General features: G+C 62.4%; 11 protein-coding genes. 7 read left to right on the top strand and 4 right to left on the bottom strand.

Translation table 11 applies throughout. From position 1 onward, the window contains the following. Positions 1 to 97: 97 nt before the first annotated feature. Complete coding sequence (acnB, locus tag PG879_RS00875; RefSeq protein ID WP_210557700.1) at positions 98 to 2,695, top strand: bifunctional aconitate hydratase 2/2-methylisocitrate dehydratase; 2,598 nt, start codon at positions 98 to 100, stop codon at positions 2,693 to 2,695. A gap of 231 nt (positions 2,696 to 2,926) precedes the next feature. Beyond that, complete coding sequence (locus tag PG879_RS00870) at positions 2,927 to 4,498, top strand: EAL domain-containing protein (RefSeq protein ID WP_210557702.1); 1,572 nt, start codon at positions 2,927 to 2,929, stop codon at positions 4,496 to 4,498. Here PG879_RS00870 and PG879_RS00865 read toward each other — a convergent pair. After that, on the bottom strand, positions 4,495 to 5,412 hold the full coding sequence (locus tag PG879_RS00865; RefSeq protein ID WP_210557704.1) for a LysR family transcriptional regulator: 918 nt from the start codon (positions 5,410 to 5,412) through the stop codon (positions 4,495 to 4,497). The genes PG879_RS00870 and PG879_RS00865 overlap by 4 nt on opposite strands. Positions 5,413 to 5,488: 76 nt before the next feature. Here PG879_RS00865 and PG879_RS00860 point away from each other — a divergent pair, with 76 nt between their 5' ends. From PG879_RS00860 to mdtD, 5 genes are all read left to right on the top strand, one after another. Next, a complete protein-coding gene (locus PG879_RS00860) occupies positions 5,489 to 6,106 on the top strand; it encodes a LysE family transporter (protein ID WP_103244165.1) in 618 nt (205 codons plus the stop codon). 115 nt (positions 6,107 to 6,221) lie between these two features. After that, entirely contained in the window at positions 6,222 to 7,628 is a 1,407-nt protein-coding gene (locus PG879_RS00855) for a D-arabinono-1,4-lactone oxidase (RefSeq protein WP_210557706.1), read from the top strand. 71 nt (positions 7,629 to 7,699) lie between these two features. Then, positions 7,700 to 8,827: a CobW family GTP-binding protein gene (locus PG879_RS00850; RefSeq protein WP_164884641.1), complete on the top strand. Its 1,128-nt coding sequence runs from the start codon at positions 7,700 to 7,702 to the stop codon at positions 8,825 to 8,827. Between the two features lie 101 nt (positions 8,828 to 8,928). Next, entirely contained in the window at positions 8,929 to 9,942 is a 1,014-nt protein-coding gene (locus tag PG879_RS00845) for an IS110-like element ISAeca3 family transposase (protein WP_052815087.1), read from the top strand. Positions 9,943 to 10,227: 285 nt separating this feature from the next. Further along, positions 10,228 to 11,616 carry a multidrug transporter subunit MdtD gene (mdtD, locus tag PG879_RS00840; RefSeq protein WP_049636526.1) on the top strand — a complete coding sequence of 463 codons (1,389 nt, stop codon included), beginning with the start codon at positions 10,228 to 10,230 and terminating at the stop codon, positions 11,614 to 11,616. 9 nt (positions 11,617 to 11,625) lie between these two features. Here mdtD and PG879_RS00835 read toward each other — a convergent pair whose 3' ends face one another. From PG879_RS00835 to folB, 3 genes are all read right to left on the bottom strand, one after another. Next, on the bottom strand, positions 11,626 to 12,108 hold the full coding sequence (locus tag PG879_RS00835) for a YbaK/EbsC family protein (protein WP_119197025.1): 483 nt from the start codon (positions 12,106 to 12,108) through the stop codon (positions 11,626 to 11,628). Between the two features lie 117 nt (positions 12,109 to 12,225). Continuing rightward, entirely contained in the window at positions 12,226 to 12,735 is a 510-nt protein-coding gene (folK, locus tag PG879_RS00830) for a 2-amino-4-hydroxy-6-hydroxymethyldihydropteridine diphosphokinase (RefSeq protein WP_049636525.1), read from the bottom strand. Next, positions 12,735 to 13,106: a dihydroneopterin aldolase gene (gene folB, locus PG879_RS00825; protein WP_010675798.1), complete on the bottom strand. Its 372-nt coding sequence runs from the start codon at positions 13,104 to 13,106 to the stop codon at positions 12,735 to 12,737. Before folB ends, folK begins: the two co-directional genes overlap by 1 nt. Between the last annotated feature and the right edge of the window lie 104 nt (positions 13,107 to 13,210).

Genomic DNA, 13,210 nt, shown 5'->3' with positions numbered 1-13,210 from the left:
AAAACTTATATAGTGGTGGGCACCCTACGGGTGTCCCGCAAGGACGATCGCCGCGAGCTTGGGCGAACCCCAAAAAAAGACCAAAGAGGAATTAGTCGTGCTTGAAACATACCGTAAACACGTCGCAGAACGTGCCGCCGAAGGCGTGGTTGCCAAACCTCTGGACGCAGAGCAGGTCGCCGCCCTGGTTGAGCTGATCAAGAATCCGCCCGCCGGCGAACAGGACTTTCTGAAAGAACTGTTGTCCTCCCGCATTCCCCCGGGTGTTGATGAAGCGGCCTATGTGAAAGCCGGCTTCCTGACCGCCGTCGCCAAGGGCGAGGCCCATTCCCCCATCCTGACTGCCGCCGAAGCCGTCGAGCTGCTCGGTACCATGCAGGGTGGTTACAACATTCAGCCGCTGATCGACCTGCTGGACGATGCGACCCTGGCTCCTCTTGCCGCCAAGGGCCTCTCCCACACCCTGCTGATGTTCGACTCCTTCCACGACGTGGAAGAGAAGGCCAAGGCGGGCAATGCCCACGCCAAGCAGGTGCTGCAATCCTGGGCCGACGCCGAGTGGTTCCTGAACCGCCCGGCCCTGGCCGAGAAGATCACCGTCACCGTGTTCAAGGTTACCGGCGAAACCAACACCGACGATCTGTCGCCGGCGCCGGACGCTTGGTCCCGCCCGGACATTCCGCTGCACGCCCTGGCGATGCTGAAGAACGCCCGTCCCGGCATCACCCCGGACAAGGATGGCGTCATCGGTCCCATCAAGACCATTGATTCCCTGAAAGAGCAGGGCTTCCCGCTGGCTTACGTGGGTGACGTGGTCGGTACCGGCTCTTCCCGTAAATCCGCTACCAACTCCGTGCTCTGGTTCATGGGCGACGACATTCCGTTCGTGCCGAACAAGCGTGCCGGCGGCGTCTGCCTCGGTGGCAAGATTGCCCCCATCTTCTTCAACACCATGGAAGATGCCGGCGCCCTGCCCATCGAAGTGGACGTCTCCAAGCTGGAAATGGGCGATGTCATCGACATCTTCCCCTATGAGGGCAAGATCACCCGCCACGGCACCGACGAGGTGCTGGCCCGGTTTGAACTGAAGACCGAGGTGCTGATCGATGAAGTGCGCGCCGGTGGCCGCATTCCGCTGATCATCGGCCGCGGCCTGACCGACAAGGCCCGCGAAGCGCTGGGTCTGCCGTTCTCCACCGTGTTCCGTCGTCCGCAGCCGGTGGCCGATACCGGCAAGGGCTTTACCCTGGCCCAGAAGATGGTGGGCAAGGCATGTGGCGTTGAGGGCATCCGCCCGGGCACCTACTGCGAACCCAAGATGACCACGGTCGGCTCCCAGGACACCACGGGCCCCATGACCCGCGACGAGCTCAAAGATCTCGCCTGCCTCGGCTTCTCTGCCGATCTGACCATGCAGTCCTTCTGCCACACCGCGGCCTATCCCAAGCCCATCGATGTGCAGACTCACCACACCCTGCCGGACTTCATCATGAACCGCGGCGGTGTGAGCTTGCGTCCGGGTGACGGTGTCATCCACTCCTGGCTGAACCGCATGCTGCTGCCGGATACCGTGGGTACCGGTGGTGACTCCCACACCCGTTTCCCCATCGGTATCTCCTTCCCGGCGGGCTCCGGTCTGGTGGCCTTCGCCGCCGCCACCGGCGTGATGCCGCTGGACATGCCGGAATCCGTGCTGGTGCGCTTCAAGGGCGAGCTGCAACCGGGCATCACCCTGCGTGATCTGGTCCATGCCATCCCCTACGCCGCCATCCAGAAAGGGCTGCTGACCGTCGAGAAAGCGGGCAAGAAGAACATCTTCTCCGGCCGCATCCTCGAGATCGAAGGTCTGCCAACCCTCAAGGTGGAGCAGGCGTTCGAGCTGGCCGACGCCAGCGCCGAGCGTTCCGCCGCCGGTTGCACCATCAAGCTGGATAAAGAGCCGATCATCGAGTATCTGAAGTCCAACATAGTGATGCTGAAATGGATGCTGTCCGAAGGCTACGGAGACGTGCGCACCATCACCCGCCGCATCAAGGGGATGGAAGAGTGGCTGGCCAACCCGGTACTGATGGAAGCGGACAAGGATGCCGAGTACGCCGAAATCATCGAGATTGACCTGGCCACCATCAAGGAGCCGATCCTGTGCGCGCCGAACGATCCGGACGATGCCCGCCTGCTCAGCACAGTAGCTGGTGACAAGATCGACGAGGTGTTCATCGGTTCCTGCATGACCAACATCGGCCACTTCCGCGCCGCCGGCAAACTGCTCGAGAAGTATCAGGGCGAGCTGCCGACCCGCATGTGGATCGCGCCGCCCACCAAGATGGACAAGGATCAGCTGACCGAAGAGGGCTACTACGGCATCTTTGGTCGCGTCGGTGCTCGCATCGAAATCCCGGGCTGTTCCCTCTGCATGGGCAACCAGGCGCGGGTAGCGGAAGGGGCCTCCGTGGTCTCCACCTCCACCCGCAACTTCCCGAACCGTCTGGGCAAGGGTGCCAACGTCTATCTGGCTTCTGCCGAGCTGGCCGCGGTTGCCGCCATCATCGGCAAGATCCCGACCGTGGAAGAGTATCTGCAGTATGCCAAGACCCTGGACGCCACTGCGGCTGACACCTACCGCTACCTGAACTTCAACGAGATCGCCTCCTACACCAAGAAGGCCGATGCGGTGATCCTGCAGCAAGCTGTCTGAGACTCGCCGGTCTGACCACTGAAAATAACAATGCCGCGTCTCGACGCGGCATTTTCCATTTCAGGGGGCTGCGCGATAATGACCCGCCATGCCCAGCAACGGCGTCGTCGATTTGCCTGGTACGCGCGTTGCGCTTTCGTTGTCTGGCCATGATGGCCCCACCGTTTCCTGGTGGGCATTTTTATACCGCGGTACCTGCGAAGCGGGCCCGCGCATTGCGGCGTGGTTGCTATGTTTCTGTTCCGGATTGATCTGGCCCGCATGAAGTGGCGCCTTGGTTGTGCCCTGCTGGTGTTAGCCCTGCCCCTGGTGGTGGGAGGGTGGATGGTGCATGACAGCTACGAGCAGGAGCTGAAGAACGATGCCAGTGCGTCAGCCAGCAAGGCCAGAACCTTGCTGGAGCGCATGCTGGATCAGGCCGAGCGGGCCAACCTCGAGGTATTGCCGCTGGCCGGTCGCTCCTGCAGCGACAACCTGTTGCTGCTGCGCAAGCGGGTGGCGCTGGAGCCGTTCCTGCGCTCCATCAATCTGGTGCGACAGGGGATCATCAACTGCACCTCGCTGTTCGGGCCTGCCAGGGAAGTGGATGACGGCTCCCGCTACACGGATCGCAAGTTGCTGCTGATGAGCGGCAACCTGGTGCGCAAGAATCACCCCTTGCTGGTGGTGCGTCAGGAGCGGGGGCGTGATGCGGCACTGAGCGCCATTGACAGCAGCCAGCTCAGTTTCATGCTCACCCTGAGCAGCGATCCCAGCGAGCTGTTCTTGCAGGTGGGGTCCGCCTGGCTCGATGAGTCCGGCCACTTCCAAAGCGATCCGCCGAAACTGCACAGCAAGTTTGCCCTGATACTCGCCTCCCAGCGTTACCCCTTCACCATCCACGCCGGTTATGCCATGCCGATCTACTGGCGTGCCCTGTGGGAGGCTCGCCATCTGCAACTGATCTGGCTGGGAGCCAGTTCGCTGGTGCTCTCACTGCTGGTGTGGTGGCTGCTTGGGCGGCCGGGGGCCCTGACGGACGAGCTGAGACGCGGGCTGCGAGCCAGGGAATTTGTCCCCTATCTGCAACCGCTGATCGCCAGCAAGGGCGGCAAGATGGTGGGAGCCGAGGTACTGATGCGCTGGCAACATGCCACCGAGGGGCTGATCCGCCCCGATCTCTTCATCCCCCAGGCGGAAGAGTCTGGCCTGATCGTGCCCATGACGGTCAACCTGATGAAGACGGTGGCCAAGACACTCCACCCGGTACAGGAGCAGTTGCCCGAGGCGTTTCACATCAGCTTCAACATCAGTGCCATCCACTGCCGGGACCTCTCCCTGGTGACGGAGTGCCGCGACTTCCTCGGCCACTTCGTGCCGGGACGGGTGGTGCTGGTGCTGGAGCTCACGGAGCGGGAGCTGCTGGTGACCAGCCCGCAGACCCTCTCCCTGTTTCGCCAGCTCGACGAGATGGGGGTGCAGCTCGCCATCGATGACTTTGGCACCGGCCACTCCAGCCTCATCTATCTGCAGCAATTCCACGTGGACTATCTCAAGATCGACCGCTCCTTCATCGGCCGTATCGGGACGGAGTCCCTCTCCGAGCACATCGTGGACAACGTCATCGACCTTGGGGGACGGCTGGGTTTGTCCCTGGTGGCCGAAGGGGTGGAGACGGAGCAGCAGGCCGCCTATCTGAGAGGCAAGGGGGTTCAGTATCTGCAGGGATACCTGTTTGCCCGCCCCATGCCGATACGCCAGTTCTGCCGGGAGCTGACGGCGGGAGAGATACAGGTCGCCGCCGGGCGCACCGCCCAGGGCTAGGCCGCGCCCACCAGGCTGTGCAGCCAGTTCACCAGGATGTCGTGGGGGCTGCCGGGTTCGGGTGGCGCGGGGGCGAGCAGGTGATAGCCGGTGCCGTCGGGGACGAAGCCGAGCGGTGCCACCAGCAGACCGGCCTCGATATCGTCGCACACCTGGCGGTAGGGGCCGATGGCGACTCCCAGTCCGGCGACTGCCGCCTGCAGGCTGAAATAGAAGTGCTCGAAGGTCTGACCCGGCACCTCCTCGTCGGCGGACATGCCTGCGTGCTGCTGCCACTCCAACCAGGCGCCCGGACGGGTCTTGGTGTGCAGACGAGGGGCTGTTGGTCTGAGGGCCTGCACATCCCCCCTGGGTTCAAAAAAGTGCGCCACCTTGCCCGGCGGGCAGACAGGGCCGGTCCGCTCCTCGAACAGCAACTGGCTGTAGAGCTCGGCAGGCCAGTGAAAGTCGTTGCGCCGGATGGCGAGATCGATGCCGCTGCCAAAGCTGAGGGCGCCGCCGCCCGCCATCAGGTGTACGTCCAGCTCCGGGTGCAGGGCCTGGAAGGCGGGCCAGCGCGGGATCAGCCAGCGCATCAGGAGGGTGGGTTCGCAGGAGAGCACCAGTGATTGGGGGCGACTCTGCTGGCGCAGGGCCTGCGCCGTCTGGCGGATGCTGCCCAGCCCCTCTCTGACCGCCTGATAGAACCGTTCACCCGCGTCGGTCAGAAAGACCCGGCGCTGGCGCCGCTCGAACAGCATGACCCCCAGATCCTCCTCGAGCAGTCGTACCGCCCGGCTGATGGCGCCATGGGTGAGATGCAGTTCGTCGGCGGCGCGGCCGAAATGCTCGGTGCGGGCCGCCACCTCGAAACAGCGCAGGGCGGTGAGGGAGGGAAGCGAGAGGGATTTTTGTGAGTTTTTTTCACCATTCATGTCAGAAATCATCGTTCGTTATTGGTGTTATTGGCAAATAAAATAGCCGATATCCCCTCTAATCAGGACTCTTTTCATGACCGAACTGTTAGCCGTTGTCGCCATTACTCTCTTTGCCGTCATCAGCCCCGGGCCCGACTTTGCCATGGTGTCGCGCAACAGCCTGCTGCTCTCGCGCCGCACCGGCGTGCTGACGGCGATCGGCATCGCGGCCGGGGTCTGCGTGCACGTGACCTACACCCTGCTGGGGGTGGGCCTGCTGATCCAGCAATCCCTCTGGCTGTTCAACCTCATCAAGCTGGCAGGGGCCGCCTATCTCATCTTCCTCGGCATCAAGATGCTGCGGGCCAAACCGGCTGCCGATGAAGAGAGCATCTGTCAGCCTGCCCTCTCCAGCCTGGGGGCGCTGCGCACCGGATTTTTGACCAATGTGCTCAATCCCAAGACCACCATCTTCATCGTCAGCCTCTTCATGCAGGTGGTGCAGCCGCAGACGCCGCTGGCGGTCCAGATCGGCTATGGCGCCTTCATCGCGCTGGCGCACGCCCTCTGGTTTGGTGCGGTGGCGCTCTTCTTCTCCACCCCTGCGGTGCGGGACCGACTGCTGGCGGTACGCCACTGGATCGATCGGGTGTTCGGGGGCCTGCTGGTGGGATTCGGCATGTTGCTGGCATTGACCCAGCAGACGCGCTGAGGCGGGGAGGGGCGCTCCCCCTATCCACCCCCGACTGTAGGGTCTTGTTTTTCATGCCTTGGCAGCCACTTTTCGGTAGAATTGGCGCTCATTTTGAAGTCAGATGAGGCGCGGTATGACGGTCAGGTTCCAGGCATTTCACAGCATCAAGGCGATTGGCAATCGGGAGGTGCTGTTCAACTGGTCCAGAACCAACCCCCTCGGCGCCCTTGATCAGGTGTGGCGCCCGACGACCCGTGACGAGCTGCAGCAACTGCTGCGGGAATATCCCGAGCGCAAGCTGCGGCTCATCGGCTCCGGCCTCTCTTTCGAACCCATCCACAGCGTCTACGCCGAAGGCAGCCAGGCGCTGCTGGTGGACCTGAACCACCTGCGCGGCCAGCTGGACAAGACTGCCGATACGGTGACCTACCTGGCGGGGACGCCGCTTGATACCGTCTATGCCGACCTCATCGCCATGGATCGCATGCTGCCGGCGTCCCCCGGCGTCATCGGCATCCAGACCCTGGGCGGTGCGCTCAGCACCGGCACCCATGGGCAGGGACTGCACCAGTCCGCCCTGTGCGATGCGGTGGCTGCCCTGACCGTGATGCTGGCGAACGGCGACATCATCCGTGTGGATCGCACCGATCCGCGCTTCGGCGCCTTCGTGATGGGCATGGGGATGCTCGGCATCCTGCTGGATGTGACCCTCAACACCGTGCCCAACCGCATCATGCGCTGCACCAAGTTCACCACCGACTACCCCTTCCTGCTGGAACACAACGAGCGCCTCAACCGGGAGCACGCCTTCGTGAAGAGCTGGTGGTTCGCCTGGACCGGCGAGAGTCACATCTGGCTGGTGGATCCCGCCTCCGATGACGAGGTGGCCCGCTACCGCGCCGGGGGCAGCGAGCCGCTGGTGCTGGAGGGAGACATGAACGAGCGCATGAACCTGGCGCTCAATGCCACCATAGACGCGACCCTGCAGAAGATGGCCAGAGACACCAAGGACGAGGCCAGGGCAGGCGAGCACTTCGAGACGGTACGCCGCTTCAAGGACGCCTCGGATCTGGTGGGCAACGTCTACCAGATCCTCTGCAAGGGAATTCCTGCTCCCCAGATCAACTGCGAGGTGGCCGTGCCCCTCGAACGCATGGGGGAGGCTCTTGAAATCCTGCAGGCATGGCAGGAGGCGAACCCCGGCGTGCTGCACTACCCCTTCATCCTGCGCTGCACCGGTCCATCCGTGGCCTGGCTCAGTGCCGCCCATGGCAAGTCGGTGTGCTGGATAGGTTTTCTGGTCTATCTGGCGGCGGACGGGACCTTTGTCGGGGGCTCCATGGAGCAGATGCGCGAGTTGCAGCAACTGCTGGTGCCCCTCGGCGGCATTCCCCATTTCGGCAAGCACCTGGCGATGGACCTCTACGACTTCCCGGCCCTGTTGCCGCGCTGGCACGACTTCCTGGCCCTGAAGCGGGAGCTTGACCCCCATGGCCGTTTCGAAAACCGCTGGCTCGGCGACCTGTTCGCCAACCGGTAAGGATCTGACATGACCGATATGCAAGACACTCGCTTACTCATCCTCCTGCCGATCAGAGGGGGGGCAACCCGATGACAGACATGCAAGACACCCGCATCCCCGTGACCCTGCTGACCGGCTTTCTCGGCAGCGGCAAGACCACCTTGCTCAACCACTGGGTCAAGCAGCCCGAGCTCGGGGAGTGCGCCGTGCTCATCAACGAGTTCGGCTCCGTGGGGCTGGATCACCATCTGGTACAGCAGGTGGACGAGCAGGTGGTGCTGCTCGATTCCGGCTGCATCTGCTGCTCGGTGCAGGGCTCCCTGGTGGAGGCGCTGCAGGGGCTCTTCATGAAGGCCATCCAGCGCAAAATCAAACCCTTCAAACGGCTGATCATCGAGACCACGGGTCTGGCCGATCCGGCCCCTGTGCTGTTCACGTTGAGGGAAGAGGGCTTTATCGCCCAGCGCTACCGCTTCGATGGCACCGTCACCGTGGTGGATGCCGGCCATATCGAGCAGCAGCTTGCCGCTCAATATGAGGCGGTCAAACAGGTGGCGCTGGCGGATCTGCTGGTGGTGAGCAAGGGCGATCTGGTGGATGAAGAGACCCTTGCTCGGGTGGAGGCCCAACTGGCGGCCCTCAATCCGGCAGCCCCCATCCAGCGGGTCAGCAATGGGGTGCTCTCACCCGCGGTGCTGGAGAAGCTCGGCGCCTACAACGAGGCGGCGGGGCGCGACGTGCGCCAGTTGCTGGCCTGGCTGCGTACCGAATCCCCGAAACAGGGGCTGGCTTCGCCCATGCAGCCTAAGATAACGCCGTTTGCCGCCAAGGTGGGGACGGTCGCGCCCACCCGCTTCGAGCACGGCAATATCGAAAGTTTCTCCCTGCGCATCGGCGAGCCGCTCAAGCCCTCCCGCCTGCTGGCCGCCATCGATGCGGTGCAGGCGCAATACGGTGATGCCCTGCTGCGTCTCAAGGGGATATTGCAACTGGAAGGGGAGAGCCAGCCCGTGGTGATCCACGGGGTGCACGGCCAGCTCTATCCGTTGCAGGCGCTGGGGGAGTGGCCCGAAGGCAAGGCCCAGTCCCGGCTGGTTTTCATCGTGAAGAGCCAGGACAGGGTAGGCATAGAGCAGTTGTTCCTCTCGACCCTCAAGGCCCCCGAACCCAGCCTGGAAGAGCACCTCAAGGCCATGCTCGGCCAGCCGGATGCCTGATATGCTGATATGACCGGCGCTCGTGCGGGTCTAATGAGATGGTCACCCCCACCCTGTGAGCGGTACGCTGACAGGGTGTTTTTCTTTCAGGAGAGGCCATCATGGAAAACGTTGCGCTTATTGGTATTGATCTCGGTAAACACTCTTTTCACATTCACTGTCAAGACCGGTTCGGCAAGGCTCTTCTTCGCAAGAAGTTCAACCGGACAAAGCTCATCGAATCCCTCGCAACTTTTCCTGTATGCACCATCGTCATGGAGGCATGTGCCGGAGCCCATTACATGGCTCGTCGGCTGGCTGAATTTGGGCATGAGAGTAAGCTCATTTCGCCTCAATTCGTGCGCCCATTCGTCAAGAGCAACAAGAACGACTTCATCGATGCTGAAGCTATTTGCGAGGCCGCCTGCCGTCCCTCCATGCGGTTTGTAACGCCCAAGACCGAAAGCCAGCAAACGTTGGGAGCACTGCATCGTGTGCGCGAATCGTTTGTGCGCGATCGGGTTAAGGCATCGAACCAGATACACGGCTTTTTACTCGAATTTGGCATCAGTCTGCCCGTCGGTCATGCCGCCATCAAGCGCCTGCCTTCTGTGATGGCTGAACACGAGTTACCAGCGCGACTGATTACCATGTTGGAGAGGCTGCATGCCCATTTCAAGTATCTGGAGCAGCAAATTGCCGAGATCGACAAGGAACTGGCCAGCCAGCTTGGCGATGACGATCTTGGTCAGCGTCTGATGACAATCCCTGGTGTCGGCCCGATCACTGCCAGCGTGTTGGCCGCCGAGCTCGGTGACGGAAAACACTATCGATGTAGTCGTGATTTCGCGGCGTCAGTCGGATTGGTGCCACGCCAGTACAGTACTGGGGGCCGGGCAAACCTGAAGGGTATCAGCAAGCGTGGCGACAAAAATCTTAGACGATTGTTGGTGCAATGTGCACGAGCCTATATGCAACGGCTAGAGCGGCAAACGGGACGATTGGCTGATTGGGTCAGGTCTATGTTGACTCGGCGACATTCGAATGTTGTGGCTTGTGCACTAGCCAACAAGTTGGCCCGCACGGCTTGGGCGCTGGCGGCACGGCATACCGAATTTCGGGCAATGCCAACCTGACGCGCCCCTATTTACTTTTGTACTGACACACCCACCTGGTTTTGCGACTGTGATATTGGATGACGTGAACGGCATACCGGCCTGACTGATAACCTGGCAAAAGAATAGGCTTTCTAGGCCGAGGGTCTTTTTAGGACAGTCAGGCGCGATTCTCATCGTGGCGCGGAGAACATTCTCCATCAAGACGCCGGATAGATTTAAGCAAGCCAACCACAACACCCGAAATCAAGGTTGCAAAAAAGGGGGTGACCATAGATTTCTTATGTGATGAGGAGAGACAGAACCATGCCTGACAGCTCCCCGATGGTGACGCCCGCCCAGCGCAAATGGCTGCCCTGGCTGACGGCGGTCGGTTTTTTCATGCAGACCCTGGATGGCACCATCCTCAACACTGCCCTGCCCAGCATGGCCGAGGCCCTGGGCGAGAGTCCGCTGCAGATGCAGTCCGTCATCATCGCCTACATGCTGACGGTGGCCCTGCTCATTCCTGCCTCCGGCTGGCTGGCGGACAGATTCGGCACCCGCCGGGTCTATCTGGTCGCCATCCTGCTGTTTACCCTGGGTTCCCTGGCCTGTGCCATCGCCAACACCCTGCCCATGCTGGTGATCGCCCGGGTGTTGCAAGGGGTCGGGGGGGCCTTGCTGATGCCCATCGGGCGTCTGGCGGTGCTGCGGGTCTACAGCAAGCATGAGCTGCTGAGGGTGATGTCGTTCGTCACCATCCCCGGTCTGCTTGGCCCCCTCATCGGTCCGGCCCTGGGGGGCTGGCTGGTGGAGGTGGCGAGCTGGCACTGGGTCTTCCTCATCAACCTGCCGGTGGGCCTGCTCGGCTTCGTGGCGAGCTGGCACTTCATGCCCGACCTTCGCCAGCACACCGCCAGGTTTGACTGGCAGGGGTTTGTGCTGTTCAGTGTCGGCATGGTGCTGGTATCCGTCGGTCTGCAAGGCCTGGGGGAGCACAGCATCTCAACCGGCTGGGCCCTGTTTGCGGTATTGTTCGGTCTGGCCGCCATGGCGAGCTACTGGCTCTATGCCGCCACGGCGGAGCAGCCCCTGTTCAGTCTGGCGCTGTTCAAGACGTCCACCTTCGCCATCGGTATCTGGGGCAATCTGTTTGCCCGCCTCGGCAGCGGCGCCATGCCGTTTCTCACCCCGCTGTTCCTGCAACTGGGGCTCGGCTTCTCCCCGAGCAAGGCGGGGATGACCATGATCCCCACGGTGATCGGCGCCATGCTGACCAAGACGCTGGTGAACAAGCTCATTCCGCGCATCGGTTATCGCCGCATCCTGATCGGCAACACCCTGGCGCTCGGGGCCATGATCGCGAGCTTCTATTTCATCGACAACCAGGTGCCCCACGGCGTACTGCTGGTGTGGCTGGCGGTCTTTGGCGCCATCAACTCCCTGCAATTTTCCGCCATGAACACCCTGACCCTGCAGGATCTCAGCAGTGAGCACGCCAGCAGCGGCAACGGTCTGCTGTCGGTGGTGATGCAGCTCTCCATGAGCCTGGGGGTGGCCATCGCCGCCAGCCTGCTGGGGCTCTTCTCCATCGGCCAGCCCGAGGGGAGTGGCCGCTGGCTGGAGGGGTTCCACCTCACCTATCTGTGCATCGGCCTGATGTCCATGCTGGCGGCGCTGATCTTCTCCCAGCTGGCGCGGGAAAAGCGCTGAGTCCCAGGCTCAGGGGGAGGGCAGGTAGCTCACGTCGCAGGGCAATCGGGCCAGCAGTCCGGCCAGGTGGGTGGTCTCCAGCAGGAAAGTCTGCTCGGGGTGGCCCGGCGTCCAGGTAAAGGCGTGGTGATTCATGAGCACGGGATCCACCAGCAGGGGGATGTCGGCGCGGGGCAGGAAGGGGCAGACGGCTCCCGGCAGGCAACCAATCTCGGTCTGCATCTCGTCGGCGGTACAGATGGAGGGTTTGGCACCGAGCGCCGCCTTGACCGCCTTGCTGTCGAGCCGGCCGTCCCTGTGGGTCAGCAGCAGGGCGAAGCGACCATCCTTGAATTTGAGGAAAAGGGTCTTGCTGAACTCGGCCTGCCAGCCGAGGCGAGCCTTGACCCGCTCGTCGGTGGCGTAATCGAGGATGGGTTCGTGCTCGAAGCGCTGGTGGGGCAGGTCGGTGAGCAACTGACGGTTGAAGTCGTGAATGGCATCGAGTGGCATGGGGTTCTCCTGTGATGGCGGTCATCCTGCCACTTGCACCGGCGCAGGCCCAATCACCGTTTCTTATCCGTCATCAGCGGAGTCATCAACAAGGGCACCCGAGGGTGCCTTTGTCGTTCAGTGATGCTGCAATTCGCCCGCTTTCCAGTGGAAGGGAATGGGGTCAAGGCGCTGGGAGGCTTTGTCGTAACCTGCCCACAGCTCACCGATGGTGCGACCATCGATGGGATGGCGGAATGTGGGAGCCAGCTCCGCCAGCGGCCAGAGAACGAAGGCGTTGGTGAGGATCTCGCCGCGCGGCAGCACCAGCGGTGTCTCGCAGACCAGCTCGCCGTAGAGCAGCAGATCGAGATCCAGGGTGCGCGGGGCGAACTTCTTGGCATCCGGCTCGCGGCCGTGAGAGAACTCCATGGCGCGCAGCCGCTGGCACAGGGTCGCCAGGGGCAGCTCGGTATCGGCACCCACCACCAGGTTGTAGAAGGGGCGACCGTTGAAGCCCACTGCCTCGCTCTCGAATACCCGGGAGACCTGCAACTCGCCGAATTCGGCGTGCAGGGCATCGAGGCCAGCGCGGATATGGCGTTCCCGATCGATGTTGGATCCCAGACTGATATAGATGCGGGTCATCAGTTGGCGCTCGCAGCCGGCGTGCGATGGCGCAAGATCTCGACCCCGACGCCTGCCGCATTGGGCACGGCACCCGGTTTGGTCAGGGTCACCTTGACCCACTGTACCCGCTCGTCTTCCAGCACCAGGGCGGCGACCTGCTCGGCCATGGTCTCGACCAGCTCCACTATCTTGCCCTGGGCGTGATCACAGATCTTGCGAGAGAGGGTGGCGTAATCCAGCGCCAGATTGATATCGTCGGTTGCGGCGGCTGGGCGATTGTCAAACCCCATCTCGAGGTCGAAACAGAGCTTCTGGCGAATGCCCTTCTCCCACTCATATACCCCTATGGTGGTCAAAACCTCGAGTCCGCGAATAAACACCTTGTCCATGACAGTACTTCTTCTTTACTCTTGATGGGCTGTGAAAACAGCGCAGGGATGCAGGCCCGGCAAGCAGATTGCCGCTGGCGGCCGGTTTGGGCGACACGCTTTCG

The organism is Aeromonas sp. QDB63 (assembly GCF_027707425.1).
Classification (GTDB): domain Bacteria; phylum Pseudomonadota; class Gammaproteobacteria; order Enterobacterales; family Aeromonadaceae; genus Aeromonas; species Aeromonas caviae.
Note: the sequence above shows the minus strand (reverse complement) of the source record. Positions and strands in the feature narration are given on the sequence as shown.

Excerpts from the sequence above, each read along its gene's own strand:
- mdtD (WP_049636526.1), top strand. The coding sequence starts at position 10,228 with ATGCCTGACAGCTCCCCGATGGTGACGCCCGCCCAGCGCAAATGGCTG.
- PG879_RS00845 (WP_052815087.1), top strand. The coding sequence starts at position 8,929 with ATGGAAAACGTTGCGCTTATTGGTATTGATCTCGGTAAACACTCTTTT.
- PG879_RS00855 (WP_210557706.1), top strand. The coding sequence starts at position 6,222 with ATGACGGTCAGGTTCCAGGCATTTCACAGCATCAAGGCGATTGGCAAT.
- folB (WP_010675798.1), bottom strand. The coding sequence starts at position 13,106 with ATGGACAAGGTGTTTATTCGCGGACTCGAGGTTTTGACCACCATAGGG.
- PG879_RS00850 (WP_164884641.1), top strand. The coding sequence starts at position 7,700 with ATGACAGACATGCAAGACACCCGCATCCCCGTGACCCTGCTGACCGGC.
- PG879_RS00870 (WP_210557702.1), top strand. The coding sequence starts at position 2,927 with ATGTTTCTGTTCCGGATTGATCTGGCCCGCATGAAGTGGCGCCTTGGT.
- PG879_RS00835 (WP_119197025.1), bottom strand. The coding sequence starts at position 12,108 with ATGCCACTCGATGCCATTCACGACTTCAACCGTCAGTTGCTCACCGAC.
- PG879_RS00860 (WP_103244165.1), top strand. The coding sequence starts at position 5,489 with ATGACCGAACTGTTAGCCGTTGTCGCCATTACTCTCTTTGCCGTCATC.
- PG879_RS00865 (WP_210557704.1), bottom strand. The coding sequence starts at position 5,412 with ATGAATGGTGAAAAAAACTCACAAAAATCCCTCTCGCTTCCCTCCCTC.
- folK (WP_049636525.1), bottom strand. The coding sequence starts at position 12,735 with ATGACCCGCATCTATATCAGTCTGGGATCCAACATCGATCGGGAACGC.